General features: G+C 63.0%; 17 protein-coding genes. 6 read left to right on the top strand and 11 right to left on the bottom strand.

Translation table 11 applies throughout. The features are described 5' to 3' along the window. The first annotated feature begins 102 nt into the window (after positions 1-102). A complete protein-coding gene (locus VJ651_RS06515) occupies positions 103-408 on the top strand; it encodes a GYD domain-containing protein (protein ID WP_136416417.1) in 306 nt (101 codons plus the stop codon). A 27-nt stretch (positions 409-435) separates the two neighbouring features. On the opposite strand, the gene VJ651_RS06510 is transcribed toward VJ651_RS06515, so the two are convergent. From VJ651_RS06510 to VJ651_RS06500, 3 genes are read right to left on the bottom strand one after another with little or no spacing between them, the layout of a single operon-like run. Further along, positions 436-1,176: a hypothetical protein gene (locus VJ651_RS06510; protein ID WP_324106661.1), complete on the bottom strand. Its 741-nt coding sequence runs from the start codon at positions 1,174-1,176 to the stop codon at positions 436-438. Positions 1,177-1,178: 2 nt separating this feature from the next. Then, a complete protein-coding gene (locus tag VJ651_RS06505) occupies positions 1,179-2,609 on the bottom strand; it encodes an RtcB family protein (RefSeq protein ID WP_324106660.1) in 1,431 nt (476 codons plus the stop codon). A 1-nt stretch (position 2,610) separates the two neighbouring features. Further along, complete coding sequence (locus tag VJ651_RS06500) at positions 2,611-3,048, bottom strand: archease (protein WP_324106659.1); 438 nt, start codon at positions 3,046-3,048, stop codon at positions 2,611-2,613. A gap of 313 nt (positions 3,049-3,361) precedes the next feature. On the opposite strand from VJ651_RS06500, the gene VJ651_RS06495 reads away from it, so the two are divergent. Beyond that, on the top strand, positions 3,362-5,713 hold the full coding sequence (locus VJ651_RS06495; protein ID WP_324106658.1) for a Lon protease family protein: 2,352 nt from the start codon (positions 3,362-3,364) through the stop codon (positions 5,711-5,713). Positions 5,714-5,801: 88 nt separating this feature from the next. Here the strand turns inward: VJ651_RS06495 and VJ651_RS06490 are convergent, their stop codons facing one another. The 7 genes from VJ651_RS06490 to acsA all read right to left on the bottom strand — a co-directional run bounded on the left by VJ651_RS06490 (position 5,802) and on the right by acsA (position 12,285). After that, positions 5,802-6,611: an SDR family oxidoreductase gene (locus tag VJ651_RS06490; protein WP_324106657.1), complete on the bottom strand. Its 810-nt coding sequence runs from the start codon at positions 6,609-6,611 to the stop codon at positions 5,802-5,804. Positions 6,612-6,730: 119 nt separating this feature from the next. Beyond that, positions 6,731-7,054 carry a metalloregulator ArsR/SmtB family transcription factor gene (locus tag VJ651_RS06485; RefSeq protein ID WP_324106656.1) on the bottom strand — a complete coding sequence of 108 codons (324 nt, stop codon included), beginning with the start codon at positions 7,052-7,054 and terminating at the stop codon, positions 6,731-6,733. Between the two features lie 100 nt (positions 7,055-7,154). Beyond that, positions 7,155-7,397: an acyl carrier protein gene (locus tag VJ651_RS06480; RefSeq protein WP_324106655.1), complete on the bottom strand. Its 243-nt coding sequence runs from the start codon at positions 7,395-7,397 to the stop codon at positions 7,155-7,157. Between the two features lie 10 nt (positions 7,398-7,407). Next, positions 7,408-8,580: a dihydrolipoamide acetyltransferase family protein gene (locus VJ651_RS06475; protein ID WP_324106654.1), complete on the bottom strand. Its 1,173-nt coding sequence runs from the start codon at positions 8,578-8,580 to the stop codon at positions 7,408-7,410. After that, positions 8,577-9,551: an alpha-ketoacid dehydrogenase subunit beta gene (locus VJ651_RS06470; RefSeq protein WP_324106653.1), complete on the bottom strand. Its 975-nt coding sequence runs from the start codon at positions 9,549-9,551 to the stop codon at positions 8,577-8,579. The genes VJ651_RS06475 and VJ651_RS06470 overlap by 4 nt, the downstream gene beginning before the upstream one ends. Continuing rightward, on the bottom strand, positions 9,548-10,525 hold the full coding sequence (gene pdhA, locus VJ651_RS06465) for a pyruvate dehydrogenase (acetyl-transferring) E1 component subunit alpha (RefSeq protein WP_324106652.1): 978 nt from the start codon (positions 10,523-10,525) through the stop codon (positions 9,548-9,550). The genes VJ651_RS06470 and pdhA overlap by 4 nt, the downstream gene beginning before the upstream one ends. Next, positions 10,522-12,285: an acetate--CoA ligase gene (gene acsA, locus VJ651_RS06460; protein WP_324106651.1), complete on the bottom strand. Its 1,764-nt coding sequence runs from the start codon at positions 12,283-12,285 to the stop codon at positions 10,522-10,524. Before acsA ends, pdhA begins: the two co-directional genes overlap by 4 nt. Before the next feature lie 207 nt (positions 12,286-12,492). Between acsA and VJ651_RS06455 the strand changes: the two genes are divergently transcribed. The 3 genes from VJ651_RS06455 to VJ651_RS06445 are packed head-to-tail and all read left to right on the top strand — an operon-like array spanning position 12,493 to position 16,500. After that, positions 12,493-13,278: a beta-phosphoglucomutase family hydrolase gene (locus VJ651_RS06455; protein WP_324106650.1), complete on the top strand. Its 786-nt coding sequence runs from the start codon at positions 12,493-12,495 to the stop codon at positions 13,276-13,278. Further along, positions 13,275-15,647 (top strand): glycoside hydrolase family 65 protein, encoded by a 2,373-nt coding sequence (locus VJ651_RS06450; protein ID WP_324106649.1) that lies wholly within the window; start codon positions 13,275-13,277, stop codon positions 15,645-15,647. The genes VJ651_RS06455 and VJ651_RS06450 overlap by 4 nt, the downstream gene beginning before the upstream one ends. Then, positions 15,634-16,500, top strand: a complete 867-nt coding sequence (locus VJ651_RS06445) for a universal stress protein (protein WP_324106648.1) — start codon at positions 15,634-15,636, stop codon at positions 16,498-16,500. Before VJ651_RS06450 ends, VJ651_RS06445 begins: the two co-directional genes overlap by 14 nt. Here the strand turns inward: VJ651_RS06445 and VJ651_RS06440 are convergent. After that, the gene (locus VJ651_RS06440) at positions 16,459-17,349 is read right to left on the bottom strand and encodes an AraC family transcriptional regulator (RefSeq protein ID WP_324106647.1); all 891 of its coding nucleotides are present in this window, start codon (positions 17,347-17,349) and stop codon (positions 16,459-16,461) included. The two genes, VJ651_RS06445 and VJ651_RS06440, sit on opposite strands and share 42 nt — an antisense overlap. Before the next feature lie 190 nt (positions 17,350-17,539). Here VJ651_RS06440 and VJ651_RS06435 point away from each other — a divergent pair, with 190 nt between their 5' ends. After that, a complete protein-coding gene (locus VJ651_RS06435) occupies positions 17,540-19,642 on the top strand; it encodes a methyl-accepting chemotaxis protein (protein WP_324106646.1) in 2,103 nt (700 codons plus the stop codon). Positions 19,643-20,278 lie beyond the last annotated feature (636 nt).

The following is a 20,278-nucleotide window of genomic DNA, read 5'->3' as shown; positions in this document are numbered from 1 at the left end:
AGGCAAGCCGGTTGTTGCGGAGCGCTTTGAGAAGGCGCAAACCTGCCCCGCCTTGCGCTGCTAACGTGGGAGAACGAACCACCCGCACGCGGAGACGGCACCATGCAAACCTTCATCCTTCTGACGCGACTTTCCCCGGAAGCATTGAAATCGCCGACTTCCATGGAAGACTTTGAAAAACGTGCCGTCCAGCACATCGAGCAGGAATGTCCGGACGTGAAGTGGCTGCAGAGCTACGCACTGCTGGGGCCGTACGATTATCTCGACATCTTCACCGCGCCGGACATGAATGCCGCGCTCAAGGTGTCGGCCATGATCCGTACCTTCGGTCGCGCGCATTCCGAGATCTGGGGCGCGACCGACTGGAACAACTTCAAGAGCATCCTGCACTCGCTGCCGGCGCATTGAAGCGGCAAGCAGTGGCCTGAAAATACCTCAGTGGCTGCGCTGCCGGCGCTTCCCGAGCCGGGATTCATGGCGCACGAGCGCGGCTTCGAAGGCGGCGAAATCCTTCGTCTTTCTTCCGTCCGACCGCCATGCGCTCTCCAGTGCCTGCAGAATGCGCGCCGGATCCCTGGCCGTTGCATGAATGTAGCCGAGCGCCCTGGCCGCCCGTATCGCACGTTCCGACGGTAGCGGCTTCGCCTTCGGCCAGATGCCGCGCATTTCACGCAGGAAGATATTCACCGTGACGGGACCGATCCCCTTGCCGAGTTCCATGAGGCGGTGCTCCAGGTCGGCCTCGTCGCGCGCGTCCTCATGCAGCGCATTCAGATCGCCCTGGTACTGCTCCTGCAAGGTCTGGCTGAGGTCCAGCAGCTTGGTCGTCGTCTTGAAGTCGTAGCGGGTATAGCCGCCGCGATCGAGCAGTTCGACCAGCTTGTCCCATCCCGCGTCGAGCATGCGGCGTGGCGAAAGAACGCCGGCCTGCTGGAATTCGCGATGCGTCCGCATGGCGAGCGTTTCGGAAATCCGCGCGCCGAACAAGACTGCCGCGATGAACCATTTGAAGACTTCTCCCGAGTCGTGACGATGCAGGTCGATGCCCAGCTCTTCGGCGTAGGTGCCGCCGACTTGTTCGACCAGTTGCGACGGGCGCATTCGTTCATGCCCGGCAGCGCGATGGCGTTCAGGGCGCGCACCGTGCGCGGCATGTGCAGGAAGCTGTCTGGCCATGCCTATCCCTTGATGCACACCCGCGGTTCGAGCCGCGCGACGATGCGCGCCAGCCCGGCCTGGTCGGCGGCATCCACCACCTCGCTCACATCCTTGTAGGCTTCCGGCGCCTCCTCCGCCACGCCGCGCATGGAGGGGCTGCGTATCAGGATGCCGCGATGCGCGAGCGAATCGGCGACTTGCCTGCCGCCATAGCGCCGCAGTGCCTCATGCCGGCTCATGCTGCGGCCCGCGCCGTGGCAGGCGGAGCCGAACGAGAGCTGCATCGAGCGCCTGGTTCCCGCCAGCACATAGGACGCCGTTCCCATGCTGCCGCCGATCAGCACCGGCTGGCCGTAGGGCTGCAGCTGTGCCGGCAGCGATGGATGATCGGGACCGAATGCGCGGGTGGCTCCCTTGCGATGGACGAACAGCTTGCGCTTGCGCCCGTCGATTTCATGCTCTTCCACCTTGCAGGTGTTGTGCGACACGTCGTACAGCAGTTCCAGGCTGGCCTGCGGGAAGAACCGGGCGAACACTTCGCGCGTGAGGTGGGTCAGAATCTGCCGATTGGCCAGCGCACAATTGATTGCGGCGCGCATCGCACCGAGGTAGCGTTGACCGAGTTCGGAGCGGATCGGCGCGCAGGCCAATTCGCGGTCCGGCAGGGTCATTCCGTGCTGCATGGCGACCCAGGCCATGTCGCGCAGGAATTCCGTTCCGATCTGATGCCCCAGCCCGCGCGAGCCGCAGTGCACGCTGACCACGATGTCTCCGACATGCAGGCCGTATCCTTCGGCAATCGCCTCGTCGACAAGCGTGCCGACACGCTGCACTTCGAGGTAATGGTTGCCGGAACCCAGCGTCCCCATTTCATCGCGCTGGCGGTGTTTTGCCGCATCGGATACGAGGTCGGGGTCGGCGCCTTCCATGCGCCCGGACTCCTCGGTCACGTTCAGGTCGTCGAGCGTGCCGTAACCGCGCGCGACCGCCCAGCGCGCCCCGTCCAGGAGCATCCGGTCCATTTCCTCCGCACTGAGGCGCAATGCGCCGTGACTGCCGACACCGGCCGGAATCGCATGGGACAAGGCGGAAGCCAGCTCGAGCTTGTGCGGCTCCAGGTCCTCATCCTTCAACCCCGTCTTCAGCAAGCGCACGCCGCAGGAGATATCGAAGCCGACGCCGCCGGCCGACACCACCCCGCCCTGGTCGGGATCGAAGGCCGCCACGCCGCCGATGGGAAAGCCGTAGCCCCAATGCGCGTCCGGCATCGCATAGGCGGCCTTCACGATGCCGGGCAGCATCGCGACGTTGCAGATCTGCTCGCGGACCTTTTCGTCCATGGCCTGCATCAACTGTTCGCTTGCGAAAATGATCGCGGGGACACGCATGCCACCCTGCGGTGGCATTTCCCAGGTCATTTCCGATTGGCGAATGAAATGTGAGCTGTCCATGCTATACATCCACCACGCATTGCGCGGTCCAGATGCCCTTGTCCGACCGTTTCACCTTCAGTTCGGTCAGTGTCGCGCCCTTGGGCTCCACGGCCGGACAATGACGGGCGACATCGACCGGCTCTCCCCACACGCTGGCATGCAGGGTGGCGCCGTCCTGCGCCAGATGAAAGCGGCCGAACAGCATGCCGCGCGTGGCCATCTCGTAAATCAGTGCATTGATCCAGTCGAGGAAGAGAAATTCATCGTCGTTGCTGCTGCAACGGATCTCGATGCCATGCACGGCCCTGACCGTTTCCGGTTCGGTCACCACTGCGGTCAAGGCCAGCGCCGCCTGCTCGAATGCCTGCAGCTTGCTGCCGCCGGTTCCGCGGATGCCGATGTCGGCGCCGTGCCGGAAATGCTCCCATCTTGCGGCTGCGGAACCATCCTGCGGCATGGCATCCTCATTCTGTGGCCGGCCCCGGCCGGAGAGCGCCAACGGACAAACTCAGCTTAGGCGTGCAAACCCTCCTGACATTGAGATCCGTCAAGCCGTCGGCCATGGCTCGAAGGCCGGCGTTCGGCAAGGCAAGCGCGGGCGGAAATTGAATGATCTGGCGCAATGATCGCCGCAATGGGCGATCTACGATAGTAATTGCCAGCAACAGAAAAGGCATCACCCGGAACACAAGGGAGTCGATACCGGGTACCAGCAAACCGAACAAGGCGTCCGAGGCCAGACGGACACCATCACCTGAGTGGCAAGAAAAATGACAAGCCTCACCGCCTTGCAAGTACATCAGCTCTATCAGGCCTGCGACCCCGAGCTGTTCCGTTTCCGCAGCACGGAAGAACTTGAGGATCTGGGCGAAATGATCGGCCAGTTGCGCGCCATGGATGCGGTGCGCTTCGGCGCCGGCATCCGCCACGAAGGCTATAACATTTTCGCGCTTGGGCCATCCGGTCTCGGCAAGCGCACCATGGTGCACCGCTACCTGGAAAAGAAGGCGAGCAGCGAACCCGGTCCGGACGACTGGTGCTACGTCAACAACTTTGCGCAGCCGCACATGCCGCGCGCGCTTCGCCTGCCTGCCGGCCGCGGCACGGCATTGCGCGTGCAGATGGAGCAACTGGTCGATTACCTGCAATCGGCCATCCCGGCGCTGTTCGAAAGCGACGAGTACCGCGACAAGATCGGTGCCATCCAGGAAGAATTCAGCAAGCAGCAGGAAGTGGCCTTGGGCGAGCTCGAAAACGACGCGCATCAACAGGAGGTGGTGCTGCTGCGCACGCCCGGCGGCTTTGCCTTCGCGCCGACCCATTTCCACGAGATCATGCCGCCGGAGGAATACAACAAGCTGCCGGAGGAGGAAAGAAAGCAGATCGAGGAGAAGATCGCCGGACTGCAGGAACGCCTGGAAAAGATCCTGCGCCGCCTGCCGCAATGGCACAAGGAACGCAGCGAGCGCATCAAGCAGCTCAATCGCGACACCATCCTGTCCGCCGTCGAGCACGCGATGAACGAAGTCCGCACGATGTTCAACGACCTGCCGCAGGTGCTGTCCTACCTGGATATCGTGCAGCTCGATGTGATCGAGCATGCCGACGATTTCCGCAGGCAGGAAGAACCGTCCAACACCGGCGGCCTGACCCTCGTGATGCATGAGGATTTCCGCCGCTACCAGGTGAATGTGCTGGTGACCAACGGCACGCACTCCGGCGCGCTGGTCACCGATTTCACCCTGATCAAGCCCGGCGCGCTGCATCGCGCCAATGGCGGCTATCTGCTGCTCGACGTGCGCGAGGTGCTGATGCAGCCCTTTGCCTGGGAGGGATTGAAGCGGGCGCTGAAATCGCGCGAGATCCATATCGAATCGCTCGGCCAGGCCTACAGCCTGATCAGCACCGTGTCGCTGGAGCCGGAGCCGATTCCGCTGAATGCCAAGATCGTCGTGTTCGGCGATCGCCTGTTTTATTACCTATTGCAGGAATACGATCCGGAATTCCGCGAGCTGTTCAAGGTGGCGGCGGATTTTGAGGAGCGCATCGAGCGCAACGCCGACACGCATATGCTGTATGCGCGCATGATTGCCACGCTGATCCGCCAGGAGGCCTTGCTCCCCTTCGAGCGCGGCGCGGTCGCCAGGGTCATCGAGCATGGCGCGCGACTGGTCGGCGACGGGGAGCGCCTGTCCACCCACATGGGCAGCGTCAAGGACCTGTTGCGGGAATCCGATTACTGGGCGCGCGAAGAAGGCCGGAACATCGTGCTGCCTTCCCATGTGCAGCGCTCGATCGATACGCAGATCCGTCGGCAGGACCGATTGCGCGATCGGATGCACGAGGAAATCCTGCGCAACACCCTGATGATCAGCACCGACGGCGCAGTGACCGGGCAGATCAACGGACTGTCGGTGATCGAACTCGGCGGTTTCGCCTTCGCGCAGCCGACACGCATCACCGCGACCACGCGGCTTGGCGAGGGCGAACTGATCAACATCGAGCGCGAGGTCAAGCTGTCCGGCGCGATTCACTCCAAGGGCGTGCTGATCCTGTCGTCCTTCCTCTCCTCCCGTTACGCCAGGAACCAGCCGATGGCCTTGTCGGCCAGCCTGGTGTTCGAACAGTCCTACGGCATGATCGACGGCGACAGCGCCTCCATGGCCGAATTGTGCGCGCTGCTGTCGAGCCTGGCCGGTCTGCCGATCAGGCAATCGCTGGCGATAACCGGATCGGTCAACCAGCTCGGGCAGGCGCAGCCCATCGGCGCGGTCAACGAAAAAATCGAGGGTTTTTTCGACATCTGCGCGGCACGCGGCCTGAACGGTGAGCATGGCGTGCTGATCCCGGCCGCCAACGTCAAGCACCTGATGCTGCGTCATGATGTGGTGGCGGCGGTCGAGGCTGGCCAGTTCCGCATCCATGCGTACGAGAATGTCGATCAGGCCGTTTCCATTCTCACAGGCGTGCCCGCCGGCGCTGCCGGTCCGGGCGGCTATCCCGAAGGAAGCGTCAACTACAAGGTGGCGCTCCGAGTGGCCGAATTGACCGAGGTGATGCAATCGTTCTCGCGCCGCCAGGGAGACGGCGTGCGGCAAAAGAAATCGGACAAGGGTGAATGAGAGCGCGCTTGCATGATCGATGGCATGCAAGCGTCCCGGGGCATGGCTCGGTAGCGCAAGTCAATCCCGGCCTTGCCCCATCGCCCGCTCATCGCGCCACGGCCTTGCGCACGATGGAGTAGAACGCTCGCTCCGGCAACACCCGTCGCAGGGCGAGAATGCTTGCGGAATTAGGGGAATAGCGCATGCGCGCCGAGTTGTCGGTGGCCGCGCGATAGATTGCTTGCGCAACAAGCTCCGGCCCCGGCGCCGTGTAGCCGGCCTTCTGCATGTTGGGCATGGTTTTCTCGACGTAACCATCGTAGGAAGTCAGGCCCGGCTTCGACATGAGATCCATCGAGCGGTCGTAGAAATCGGTCCTGATCGGCCCCGGCTCGATGATCTTGACCCGTACGCCGAAGGGTTCGAGCTCATAGTGCAATGACTCGGTAAAGCCCTCCACCGCCCATTTGGTGGCGTGGTACACGCTATAGAGCGGAAAGGTGATCCGGCCACCCATCGATGCGACGTTGATGATGGTGCCGCCGCGCCGGTCGCGCATGTGCGGAATGACTTCGCGGCACACATTCATGAGGCCGAACACGTTGGTCTGGAACTGGCGCTCGACCTGCTCGGGGGTGGAGGCTTCGAAAGGCCCGACGAGGCCATAACCGGCATTGTTGACGACCGCATCGAGACGGCCGAAGCGATTCAGCGCGCCGTCAATCGCGCCGCGAATCGATCCGGTGTCGGTGACATCCAGGCGGGCTGCCATGAAGCCGGCGCCGGACGGTGCCCAATCCGCTTCCTCCGGCTTGCGCATGGTGGCGACCACCTGCCAGCCTGCGGTGTGGAACTTCAGGGCGCTGGCTTTTCCGATGCCGCTGGATGCACCGGTAATCAAAACGGTTTTCCTCATCACTGCTCCTTATAATCAAATGTTTAAACATATCGACCTATTGGTCAAAATTTTTGCCGACACAAGGCCGGCAAGCCGGATTCCGCGTTCATGCCACCGCGTGAACACAGGAATTCAATTCAAACACATGACTGCTCCGCCTGCATGACGAGCTGCTTGAGCTGCAGCAGTCCCTCGTCGAGCGTCAGGGAATAATAATTTTCGCGCGACTCGCTTTCCACCTTCACCAAGCCGGCCTGGCGCAGCACTTTCAGGTGATGCGAGATCGCCGGCCGCGACAAGGGCATTCTTTCGGTGATCGCGGACACGTTCAGCCGCTCGCTCTCGACCAGCAGCATGATGATGTCCTGTCGTTGCTTGTCGCCCAGCGCATGGAAAAGCGGTGCGCAAAGCCGGAAACTCTGCAGAACGTCGTCGAGCGTCGGCGCTTTCTCTTTACTCATCTCAAATCAATGCGTTTAAACATATAAACATATTAATGACAAAAGGAGAAGCAGGCAAGCGCTATTTTTCCCATGCGATGTTATCGTCCGGCCACCGGCATCAACGCTTCGCCTGCAGATAATCGAGCAGCTCATCCAGCGTTCGCAATTTCGCGTAATCGGCTTCCGGAATCTCGACCTTGAGCTCGCGGTGCAAGCCGATCAGGAAATTGAGCCAGTCCATCGAGTCGAGGTCGACCTGCTCGCGCAAGGGCTGCGCCGCAACCAGCTCGCCCTCGTCCACTTCCGGCGCAATCGATCTCAGCGTGGCCATCACGACGGCGAGGAGTTCCTGTCGATTCATCGTCTGCCTTTCAGAGTTGTTCCGGCCGCTGCAGCCACTCGCGCACTTCCGCCAGGAACAGCGCGCCGTAGTGGCCGTCCGACACGCGATGATCGGCGGCGAGGCTTGCGGTCATCGCCGGCATCGTACAGAGCATGCCGTCGACGGCCCACGGCATTTCCCGGATACGGCCGAAGCCGACCAGCGCCACCTGCGGCGGATAGATGACCCCGAAAACCGTTTCCACACCTTGTTCGCCGAGATTGGTCACGGTGATGGTCGGATCAGTCATCTCGGAACTGCGCAGCGACCCGGCGCGGGCGCGCTTGACCAGGTCGGTGAGATCGCCCATCAACTGGTCCAGGCTTTTGTCCGACACGTCATGGATCGCCGGTGCAATCAGGCCTCCCTGGCGCAGCGAAACCGCCACCCCGATATGGATAGCCGCGGATGGACGATGCACGCCGTCGAGGTAGAAGCCGTTCATGTCGGGGTACTTTTTCAGCGCCAGCGCGACCGCCTTCAGTTGCAGGCATGCCATCAGCAGGCGCTCGGTGATGCCGCGTTTTTCATTGGCGGCAGTAAGCCATTCCTGCGCGCGGCGCATGGGCACGGTTTCGCCCAGGTAGTAGTGCGGAATCTCCCGCTTCGACCGGCTCATGGCGGCGGCGATGGCCTTGCGCATCTCGGCATGTTTGTCCGGCGGCGCGGCTGGCGGCTTCGCTTCGAGTCGCTGCACGTCCTGCAGGGTTACCGCGCCATCCGGGCCCGTGCCGGCCACGCTGTCGATGTCGATGCCGTGATCCTCCGCATGCTTGCGTGCGGCAGGAGAGATCCTGCGGCGTGCCGAGAGCGGCTGGCGTGGCGCAGCCGGTTCGCCGTGAACGGCGACAGGCATGGCAGGCACTTCCGGCGCACGTATCGACCGTTCTGACCGTTCCGTCCGCTTTGCCGTTTCCGGAGATTCGCCGGCTTCCAGCAAGGTGGCGAGCACGGCGCCGACCGGCAGGGTTTCGCCGGGCTGCGCGAGCAGCTCGAACACACGGCCTTCCTGCCAGCTTTTCACATCGACCGCCGCTTTCGAGGTATCGACCACGGCGACCACCTGCCCGCGCCGGACCGTGTCGCCGGGCGCAATCTTCCACTGAAGCAGCTTCCCCTCGTCGACATCGGCGCCGAGAAATGGCAGCTTGAACTCGATCATGTCTTGCCCATCAGTTGTTTCGCGGCGGCCGCGATCGTGTGCGGCTGCGGCAAGGCGGCTTCTTCCATGTGGCGGGCATAGGGAATCGGCACTTCCGCGCTGCATACGCGCGCCAGCGGCGCATCGAGGTCGTAAAAGGCATGCTCCATGATGCAGGCCATGATTTCCGCCGACAGGCTGCCGGTTTTCCATCCCTCGTCCACCACGACGGCGCGATGCGTCTTGCGCACCGAAGCGGCGATGCTTTCAATGTCCAGCGGCCGCAACACCCGCAGGTCGATCACTTCCGCGTCGATGCCTTCCTCCGCCAGCCTTTGCGCGGCATCCATTGCCTTGGGCAGGCATCCGCTATAGGCAAACAGGCTGACGTCGGTACCCTTGCGCCGCACGGCGGCGAAGCGGATGTCGCATGCCGCCGCCGGAACGATGTCGTCCTCCATGTTGTAGAGCTGCGCATGTTCGAAAATGATGACCGGGTCGGGATCGGCCAGCGCGGGCGCGAGCATGCCGCGCGCATCGGCGACCGTGGCCGGCGCGAGCACCCGAATGCCGGGAATGTGCGCATACCAGCCCTCCAGGCTGTGCGAGTGCTGCGCGGCCACCTGCCGCCCCGCGCCGGTAGCCATCCGGATCACGACCGGCACGTTGAACTGTCCGCCTGACATGTGACGCATGGCTGCCGCCGTGTTGACGATCTGGTCCAGCGCCAGCAGGCTGAAGTTGACCGTCATGACTTCGACGATGGGTCGCATGCCGCCCAAAGCCGCGCCGATGCCGGCGCCGACGAATCCCAGTTCGGACAGCGGTGTGTCGCGTATGCGTTCCGACCCGAATTCCTCGATGAAGCCTTTCGAGACAGCGTACGTACCGCCGTACTTGCCGACATCTTCGCCCATCAGAAACACGCGCGGGTCGGTGATCAGCGCTTCGCGCATCGCCTGTCGCAACGCTTCGCGATAGCTCATTTTCATGGCTGCGCCTCCGGCGCCACCACATCCTTCATCAGCGCTTCGACAGGTTCCCATTCCGAGGCTTCGGCGAAGGCGATGGCCGACTGCACTTCCTGTTCGGCCTGCGCATCGATGGCCAGGAATTCCGCTTCGGTCAGCTTGCCCTCTTCCTTCAGGCGCGCGGAAAAGCTGTGAATCGGTCCGCGCTTTTTCCACTCTTCGATTTCCGCCTTGTCCCGATACAGGTCGGGATCGAACATCGAGTGCGGACGGAAGCGGTAAGTCTGGAATTCGACGAAGAACGGGCCTTCCCCGGCGCGCACATGTTGCGCCGCCTGCTTCGTCGCTTCGTGCACCGCAAGTACGTCCATGCCATCCACCTTCATGACGGGAATCTTGTAACTGGCCGCCTTGATGCACAGATCGGTTTGCGATTCGGAGCGCGCCAGCGCCGTGCCCATCGCATAGAAGTTGTTCTCGCACAGAAAAAGCACCGGCAAGCGCCACAGGGCGGCGAGATTCATCGATTCATGGAAGGCGCCCTCCGCGACGGCGCCCTCGCCGAAGAAGCAGGCATTCACGCGCCGGATATCCTGCATCTTGTCAGCCAGCGCCAAACCGACGGCCAGGGGCAGTCCGCCGCCGACGATGGCATTGCCGCCGAAGAAGCGCGTGGCGCGATCGAACAGATGCATGGAGCCGCCGCGCCCGCGCGAGCATCCATCCCGCTTGCCGAACATTTCGGCCATGATCGCGTTCATGGGCACGCCGCGCACCAGCGCGTGGCCGTGTTCGCGATAGGTTGCGACGATATTGTCCTGCGCATCGAGTGCGTGCAGCGCGCCGACAGCGACCGCTTCCTCCCCGATGTACAGGTGCAGGAAGCCGCGAATTTGCCCACTGCCGTACAGCTCCGCCGATTTCTCTTCCATGCGCCGGATGCGCAGCATGTCGGTCAGGAAGGATAATGACGTGGACTTGTCGGCGGCGTTCATGATTGTCCCTCCAGCGTGGAGGTGTCGCCTTCCGGCAAGCCGAGCTCGCGCGCCTTCAACAGCCTGCGCATGATCTTTCCGCTGCGCGTGCGCGGCAGCGTCGGCAGGAAATCGAGTTCTTTCGGCGCCACCGCGGCGCCCAGGCGCTTGCGCGCATGGCCCAGCAATTCCATGCGCAAGGATTCGGATGCCTCGTAGCCGCTCTTGAGCGACACGAAGGCCTTCACCATTTCGCCGACGGTTTCATCCGGCTTGCCGATCACCCCGGCTTCGGCGACGGCGGGGTGTTCCATCAGAGCGCTTTCCACCTCGAATGGCCCGATCAAGTGGCCGGAGGATTTGATTACATCGTCGGTGCGGCCGATGAACCAGAAATAGCCGTCCGCGTCGCGCTTGGCGAGGTCGCCCGTCAGGTAAAGATTGCCGGCGAAGGATTTGCGATAGCGCTCTTCGTTGTTGAGGTAGCCGCGGAACATGGACGGCCAGCCGCGCCGCAACGCCAGTTCACCCTCGGTATCCGGTTCGTCGACGATGCGCACCTGTCCCTGTTCATCCCGCGCGACGATGAAGGCATCGATTCCCGGCAGGGGCCGTCCCATCGAACCGGGCTTGATGTCAAAGGCCGGCGTGTTGGCGATCATGATGCCGCCGGTCTCGGTCTGCCACCAGTTATCGTGGATGGGCAAGCCCAGCGCTTCCTTGCCCCACCAGACCGCTTCAGGATTGAGCGGCTCGCCCACGCTGGCGATGAAGCGCAGGCTCGGGAACGCGTATTTCCGCGCCACTTCTTCGCCGGCTTTCATCAGCATGCGGATGGCTGTCGGCGCGGTGTACCAGACCGTGACTTTCTGCTCCTGCAGAACGCGATACCAGCGGTCCGCGTCGAACTCGGCTTCGTCCACGACGGAGGTCACGCCATGCAACAGCGGCGCGATGATGCCGTAGGAGGTGCCGGTCACCCATCCCGGATCGGCGGTGCACCAGTAGATGTCGTCCGGATGCAGGTCGAGCGCGAATCTGCCGGTGGCCCAGTGCGTGATGGCCGCGCCGTGCACATGGACCGCGCCCTTGGGCGTGCCGGTGGTGCCGCTGGTGAAATGCAGCAGCGCCATGTCTTCGGGCCGGGTTGGCACGACGTCGAATGCGTCGCTCGATTGTGCCAGCAGGCGCGCCAGATTCAGCGTGCCGGGTATGTCGGCTGCTTGCGCGCCCTGCTCCTGCACCAGCAGCACATGCTGCAAAGCGGGCAGGCTGCCGCAAATCTTTTCGATCTTGCGGCGATAGAGCTGCTCGGTCGTCACCAGCACCTTTGCTTCACCCAGCGTCATGCGCGTAGCGATCGGTTCAGGACCGAACGCGGAAAACAGCGGGCAAGCCACCGTGCCATTCTTCAGGCTGCCCAGCACGGCGACATACAACTCGGGGATGCGGCCCGACAGTACGAACAGACGATCGCCCTTGCCGACGCCCAGGCCGCGCAGAAGACCGGCGAAGCGGTTGGTGAGTGCAGCGAGCTCGCGATAGGTGATGACACGATCCGCGTCCGCACCGAGGAAGCGAAAGGCAATGCGATCGCCCTTGTCCGGCACATGTCGATCGACGGCTTCGAACGCCATGTTGAGGCCGCCGCCCGGCATGCCGGCAAGTTCCCGCCGCGCATTTTCCCAGGAGAATTCATTGCGGGTTTCAGCGTAATCCACCCAATTCGGCGCCACACGAAAATCGGATGCGGTCTTGCGAATGACGGAAGTGCGCGGCATGACGATCCTTCCTCTTCTGCAGTCACCAATCCATTGTCCTGCGCGGGAGACAGGTGGGTTATTGATCGGCATCAAAAAGGCTGGCGAACGGACGGATGACGAGACGCATGCCCCGATAATGGGATGGAATTTCCGTCGCCGCACTGTGATCGGAAATTGTTTTGTGCTTTTGGAGTCATATCCATATTCCCGCCCGAGGATCGTCCCATGGATATGCCTCAAACCGCTGCCACCGGCAACGCGGCCTTCACCCTCACCCGCACCCGCTTCGATGCCGTGCTGTTCGACCTCGACGGCGTGGTCACGAAGACCGCCACCGTGCATGCCCGCGCGTGGAAAGCCATGTTCGACGACTTCCTGCGGGAATGGTCGAAACAGAACGGCCGTGCGCAGCCGCCCTTCGACATCGTGCAGGACTACGCACGCTTCGTCGACGGACTGCCGCGTCAGGAGGGAATACGCCGTTTCCTGGCATCGCGGGACATTGTGTTGCCGCAAGGCGATGCTTTCGATCCGCCCGAAGCGCATACCATGACCGGCCTCGGCAAGCGGAAGAACGCCCTGCTCCTTGACGTGATCCATCGCGACGGCGTCGAGGTTTACGCGTCGACCGTCGCACTGATCCGCGCCTTGCGGCGCGATGGCTTCCGCATCGCGGTGGTTTCCTCCAGCGCCAATTGCCGTGAATTCCTCGCGGCCGCCGGCGTGCTCGACCTGTTCGATGCCCGTGTCGACGGTCTTGATCTGGCGCGCGGCGAATTGCGCGGCAAACCGGCGCCCGACACCTTTCTTGAAGCCGCGCGCCGCCTGGGCGTCGAGGCATCGCGCGCGGTGGTGGTGGAGGATGCCAGCGCCGGCGTCGAGGCCGGTCGTGCGGGCGGCTTCGGCGCGGTGATCGGTGTCGATCGTCTCGGCCGGCCGGACGCACTGGCGCGTGCCGGCGCGACGGTGGTGGTCAGCGATTTGTCCATGATTGCGGAAAGCTCCGAATGAACGAGGACACGATGACGGATTTGAGCGAGCGCCATTTCTCACCGTTCGACCCTACGGCCGATCCCTTGTGGCTCATGATCGACGATGAATTCACGCCCACGCGCGAGCATGAGTTCGAGGCGCTGTTTTCCGTTGCCAACGGCTATCTCGGCAGTCGCGGGTCCTTGCCCTTCGGCACCTCGCTATCGGCGCCGATGGTGTTCATCGCCGGCGTGTTCGACCTCGTGCCGCCATCCACCCTGCCCGAGCTGGTTGCCGCGCCGGGCTGGACGCTGCTGTCGCAGGCAGCCGGCGCCAACCGTCTGGCGACCGAAAGCCTGGCGCTGCTCGGACACCGCCGCATGCTCGACATGCGACAAGGCATCTTTCGGCGCGAGTTCCGTTTCAGCGACAAGGAGGGCCGCGTCATTCATGTCCGCTTCCTGCGCCTGGCCTCGCTGGCGGACCGGCACATCCTGCTGCAAAGCTCGCTGTGCACGGCGGAAACCTATTCGGGGCCATTGGCGATTCGTTCCGGCTTTGTCCAGTCGCCCGGCTCCGCCACACAGACCTTTTCCTCAAGCACGACTTGCCGGGAGTCTTCATCCGGACCGGTGCAGATCCTTGCAGGGCGCACGCATTCCGGCACCTCCATCGCGCTCGCGGTGGCGGCTCGACTCAACGCCGCGTCGGAAAGCGAGCATGCGCCGCGCATCAACATCAGCAGCACGGCCGGCGCGATGGACAATGTGATGCAGATGGAAGTCGAAGCGGGAAAGGTCTACCAGTACGACTGGCTGGAAGCCTGCCATACCTCGCGCGACAATCCGCATCCGGAACAAGCCGCCGTCGCGCAACTGGAACGCCTGCTCGTGGGAGGCGTCACGCCGGCCATCCACCGTCATGTCGAAGCATGGGCGAGGCGCTGGCAGGCGGCCGATGTGGAGATCGAAGGCGACGACGAAGCGCAGCGCGCGATCCGCTTTGCCTGCTACCACCTGATATCCGCCGTCAATCCCGCCGACGAACGCGTCTCCATCGGTGCGCGCGGCCTGAGCGGGAGCGGCTACAAGGGCCACGTCTTCTGGGATACCGAAATCTTCCTGCTGCCCTTCTATACGTTCACCGATCCGCCCTGCGCCCGCGCCTTGCTGATGTATCGTTTCCACACGCTTGCGGCGGCGCGCGGCAAGGCTCGACGACTCGGCTATGCCGGCGCCTTGTACGCCTGGGAATCGGCCGATTCGGGCGAGGACGTGACGCCGCCCTACGCGATCACGCCGGTCGGTGAAGTGCTGCCGGTCGCGACCGGCCTGCAGGCGCATCACATCAGCGCCGATATCGCTTACGCGGTCTGGCAGTACTGGCAAGCCACGGGCGACGACGATTTCCTGTGCCATGCCGGCGCCGAAATCCTGATCGAGACGGCCAGGTTCTGGGCCAGCAGGGGCGAGTTCGAAGGAGACGGCCGCTACCACATCCGCAAGGTCATCGGGCCGGACGAATACCATGATGAAGTCGATGACAACGCCTATACCAACTGGATGGCGCAATGGAATCTGGATTGCGCGCGCACGGCCGTCGGCATGATGAAGGAGCGCTGGCCGCAGCGATGGCATGATCTCGCCGGGCGCATCCGCTTTGATGAGCGCGAGGTCGAGCGCTGGCGCAGCGTCAGCGCAAATATGTACACCTGCATGGATGCGGAACACCATCTGATCGAGCAGTTCCAGGGCTACCTCAAGCTGGAGGACATCAATCCCGCACAATATGCCCCGCGCAGTCTGCCGCTCGACATCATCCTCGGCAGCGAGCGCACCCGGCGCAGCAAGCTCGTCAAGCAGGCGGATGTGGTGATGCTGCTGCATCTGTTCGGCGAACGGATTCCGCCCGCCATGCGGGAAGCGAACTTCCGCTATTACGAGCCGCGCACGGAACACGGCAGTTCCCTGAGCCCCGCGATGCATGCGCTGATCGCCGCGCAACTCGGCGACATGGAAATGGCATTGCGCTATTTCCGGCAAGCGCGCGAAATCGATCTCGCCGACAACATGGGCAACGCCTCCGGCGGCGTGCACATGGCCGCGCTCGGCGGATTGTGGCAGGCGCTGGTCTTCGGATTCGCGGGATTGCGCATGAGCGAAGCCGGTCTCGCGCTGAGGCCGAATTGCCCGCCCGCCTGGCGCGCCGTGCGCTTCAAACTGCTGTGGCGCGGCCAGCAACTTGCGCTGCGCATCGGGCGCGAACAACTGGAAATCGAACTGCTCAACGGAACATCGATCCCCGTCACGGTCGGCAACGCGCCTGCATTCCTGCTGGACGCGGGCCGGACGTCGCGCTGGGAATGGACAGACGGGGCATGGAAGGAGCTTGCAAGTGAACACCGATAAAGCCATACAGATCGTTTTGCCGCTGGCCGATCCGCGTAGCCTCACGGCTGCGCTCCCCGTCGCGCGGGTGGTGGCGAACACCGCGCATGCCAGCCTGCATATCGTGACCACCAGCGCACATCTGCCCGCGGTGCAGGATTTCTTGGAACGCATGTCCTTGCCTCGGGAAGAACGCGATGCCATCGCCATCGACGCAGCGTCCGGCGATGTGATCGACGCCACGATGCAGACGCTGGACGCGGCCAGACAGTCCGTAGTGCTGCTGGCGGCGCGTGTCGGTGACGAGACGGATCGTGATACGGGCTCAGCCTTCGGGCGACAGGTGCTGGAGAAAGTGACCTGCCCCGTGCTCGTCGTCCCGCCTGACAAGGACATGAGCGCCTGGCGCTGGCGCAAGGAATTGCTGCCGCAGGATGGCACGCCGGGTTGCGCGGGTGCGCTGGCGCAAATCATCAATCGTTCCGCATCGCTCGGGATCGAAAACCTGGTGCTGCGCATCGCCGGCGCGAATGTCGGTCAGCCGACCGAGCGGGGCAGCCTGGCAACGCCGCGTTATGTGGACCACCCGCAATACGAATGGGAGCAGTGGGGACAGGAGTTCCTCGATCGCATTTGCGGCATGGGCGCGCGCGTGGACGAAGGCAGGCTGACACTGTTAATGGCCAGCGGCGAGCCCGGCGCCGAGACGATCCGCGTGGCGCGCGAGAAGGAAGTCGACATGATCGTGCTGCCCTGGCACTGCGCCATCGGTTCCGGCCGCGCGCACCTGATCAAGGCCGTCCTGCGCGGCGCGCACTGCCCGGTGCTGCTGTTACCCGAAGACGGCGGCCGTCGCTGTACCGGCGACGGCTGAGCCTGCCTTGCGCCCCGTGGAGACAACGGCTGCGGTGGTATTCAGCCAGGCCCGCGGCGACATGCCGGTGTACTCGGTGAACGCGCGCGTGAATGCCGGTTGACTGCCGTAGCCCACATCCAGGCACACCGTCTTGACCGCCCTGCCCTTCTTCAGAAGCTGCTGCGCCAGTCCGATGCGCCATTGCGTGATGTACTCGCCGGGCGTGATGCCGACGACATCGCGAAAGAAGCCGGCGAACTTGCTGCGCGACATGCCTGCAAGCAAAGCCAGCTTTTCAAGGCTCCAGTTTTCCTGCGGATTTTCGTGAATCGCCACCAGCGAGCGGGCAAGCCGTTCATCCGCCAGGCCGGCCAGCATGCATGGCGACAGCTTTCCGGTCTCGAACACGTGGCGCATGATCTGAACGATCAACACATCGCACAACCTGTCGAGGATCAACTCCCGCCCGCACTGCTTCGCGGACGCCTCGGCAAACAGCAGGTCGAGCGTCCCCTTCAAACTGGCAAGTTGCGCAAGCGGGACATCGAGAACATCAGGCAATGCCTTGGCCAGCGGATTGTTAATCCCGCCCTGAAACGTGATCACCGCGCACAGCAGCGTGGCGGACGTGGTCGGCAGCACATGAACCTGATGCGTCAGCCCGCGCGGATAGAAGACAATGGACGGTTCGTCGATGTGCAGCGAAGGCTGGTCTTCGTGATGAAAAATCACCGGCCCCTGCCTGACCACATGCAGTTGACCGGCGACGCCGTTTTCCCTGAAGTTGTTCGAGCCGCAAAAGTCGCCGTTGTAAAAGACGCGTGCGCTGAAATTGTGACGTCCGACAAGGGTAGAGATTTTATCCATGCGAGAAGAATCAGAACGATTGGGGACGATTGGTTATACATTCTGGACGAACGGCAACCTTTCGACAAGTCAACTAGTTTAACTTGAGCAAAATCAACAACTCCGTTGTTTTCTTGCCGCGCGTGGCACTCGCAGAACCATCGTCAATCGCGCCGGAAAGCCGATTAACCGTCACTTTCATCTCCCAAAAATGAGAAACAATCAGCCCGTCACGGGCGTGGAATACATGCTGCGCAAAGACCAGTCGCTCATCTCGCGCACCAATACAAAAGGCATCATCACCTACACCAACCACGACTTCACCGAAGTCAGCGGATTTACCGAAGACGAACTGATCGGCGCGCCGCACAATATCATCCGCCACCCGGACATGCCGGTCGAAGCCTTCAAGGATTTCTGGCTGACCCTGAAATCGGGCTATGGCTGGACCGGCATGGTGAAGAACCGCCGCAAGAACGGCGACTACTACTGGGTTCTCGCGAACGCGACACCGATCTGGGAGAACGGCGAAGTTACCGGTTACACCTCGGTGCGCACCATGCCCAGCCGCGAGCAGATCGAGCAAGCCACGCGCGCCTATGCGCATATCAAGGAAGGCAATGCCAACGGCTTGAAAATCCGGCATGGCAAAGTGGTCAAATCCGGTCTGACCGGCATGCTGGCATCGCTGCGGCATCTTCACATTCGCGGCCGCATCAACGCAGTACTGGCAGCCCTGTGCCTGGTCATCATCGCCATCGGCGCTATCGGATTGATGGGCCTGAACAGGTCCAATCGCAGCCTCGACAGCCTGTATCAGGATCGCATCGTACCGATGGGGCAGCTCGACACCGTCGTGCGCCTGCTCAATCGCAGCGACATTGCCGTGCTGGAAGCGCTGGACAGCAACGACCCGCGCGTCGCCGGCGAAGCGCGCCGGCAGATCGACGAGAACGGTCGCACAATCGATACAAAGTGGAAAGCGTTTACCGCCACCGCGCTCACCGGCGAAGAAAAACGGCTGGCCGACCAGTTCGCCGCCGATTACGCGCGCTATCTGAAAGATGGCCTGAGCCCGGCCGCCGCCGCCCTCGCCAAGAACGACATGGCAGAGGTCAAGCGCCTGCACGACCAGGTGATGAACCCGACATTCGTCCCGGTGAGAACGGGCATCAATGAGCTCCTGAATGTACAGCTCGAGGTAGCGAAACAAGCGTCCGAAGCCGCAGCCGCCCAGTACGCCAGCATTCGCAACACCGTCGTCGCGGCAACGCTCCTCGCATTGGGATTCGCCGTCTTCATGGGCGTCGTCCTGTCACGCGCCATCGTGCGGCCGCTGAGCACAGCAGTCGACGTCGCCAAGCAGATCGCTGCCGGCAACCTGATGGCGCAGGTCGACAGCGCTTCGCAGGACGAGACCGGCCAGATTCTGCACGCCCTGTCGGTGATGAAATCCAGTCTCACCAATATCGTCTCCGGCGTGCGGCGCAACGCGGAGAGCATCGCCGCCGGCGCAGCGCAGATCGCCGTCGGCAACGCCGATCTGTCGGCGCGCACCGAGCGCCAGGCATCCAGCCTGGAAGAAACCGCGGCAAGCATGGAAGAACTCACCTCCACCGTGAAAAACAACGCGGAAAATTCGCGCGGCGCGAAGAAGCTCGTCGAGGGCGCGCGCGACACGGCGGCCGAAGGCGGCGCGGCCATGGACCAGGTAGTCCGGACCATGGAATCGATCACCACCAGTTCGCAACGCATCACCGACATCATCGGCGTCATCGACGGCATCGCATTCCAGACCAACATCCTGGCGCTGAACGCGGCCGTGGAAGCGGCGCGCGCCGGTGAACAAGGCCGCGGCTTCGCGGTCGTCGCCGCCGAAGTGAGAACCCTCGCCCAGCGCAGCGCCGCTGCCGCCAAGGAAATCAAGGACCTGATCAACGCGTCGGTTTCCCAGGTCGAGCATGGATCGACCGAAGTCGCGCACGCGCGCAGGACGATGGAAGACATCATGGCCTCGGTCAGGCATGTGGCCGACATCATGAACGACATCACCGCCTCGTCGCAGGAGCAGAGCAGCGGCATCGAGCAGGTCAGCCAGGCGGTGGTGCATATGGACCAGGTGACGCAGGAGAATGCGGCGCTGGTGGAAGAAGCGGCTGCGGCTTCGGAGTCCTTGCAGCAGCAAGGGGCGGAGTTGATGCAGGCGGTTGGGGTGTTTCGGGTGGAAGGCTCGCATCAGGCTGCTTCGGTGATGCGGATTGGTTCGCGGGTGGGGGGGAATGTGGTGGTGCGGGGTGGGCGGCGGGTTGCTTGATGTGCGGGCTTGGGGTGTTTTTTCTTCGGTGACCCGGTGCGGGTGGTTCTCCGTGGAGGCGTGCCGGGGGCGGCCCGGCAGCCGCTCACTTTCTTTGCTTCGCCAAAGAAAGTAAGCAAAGAAAGGCGACCGCAAAGTCTCCGCCCCTGTCGGGGTGCCCGAAGGGATGCAGGCAAAAGCAGGAAGCGAAATAACTCGCCCTCGCTATGCTCGGAGCTCAAACAGATTTCGCTTCTTTTTCCGCTTTTGCCTGCATCCCTTCGGCGGAGCCAGAGCGGGTGTTTTCAACCCATCCCCACCCCGACCCTCCCCTTGAAGGGGAGGGAGAGATCTATTCTTTACCTTGCGCCTGACAACAATAAAGGACGTGCAACTCCCTCCCCTTCAAGGGGAGGGCTGGGGTGGGGATGGTTTGAAAAACGCCCGCTCTGGCTCTGCCGAAGCGCTGCAGGCAAAAGCGGAAAAGAAGCGAAATCTGTCTGAGCTCCGAGCATCGCGAGGGCGAGTTATTTCGCTTCCTGCTTTTGCCTGCAGCGCTTCGGGCACCCCGACAGGGGCGGAGACTTTGCGGTCGCCTTTCTTTGCTTACTTTCTTTGGCGAAGCAAAGAAAGTGAGCGGCTGCCGGGCCGCCCCCG

The sequence above is a fragment of the Noviherbaspirillum sp. genome, from assembly GCF_035254865.1.
GTDB lineage: Bacteria > Pseudomonadota > Gammaproteobacteria > Burkholderiales > Burkholderiaceae_D > Noviherbaspirillum.
Note: the sequence above shows the minus strand (reverse complement) of the source record. Positions and strands in the feature narration are given on the sequence as shown.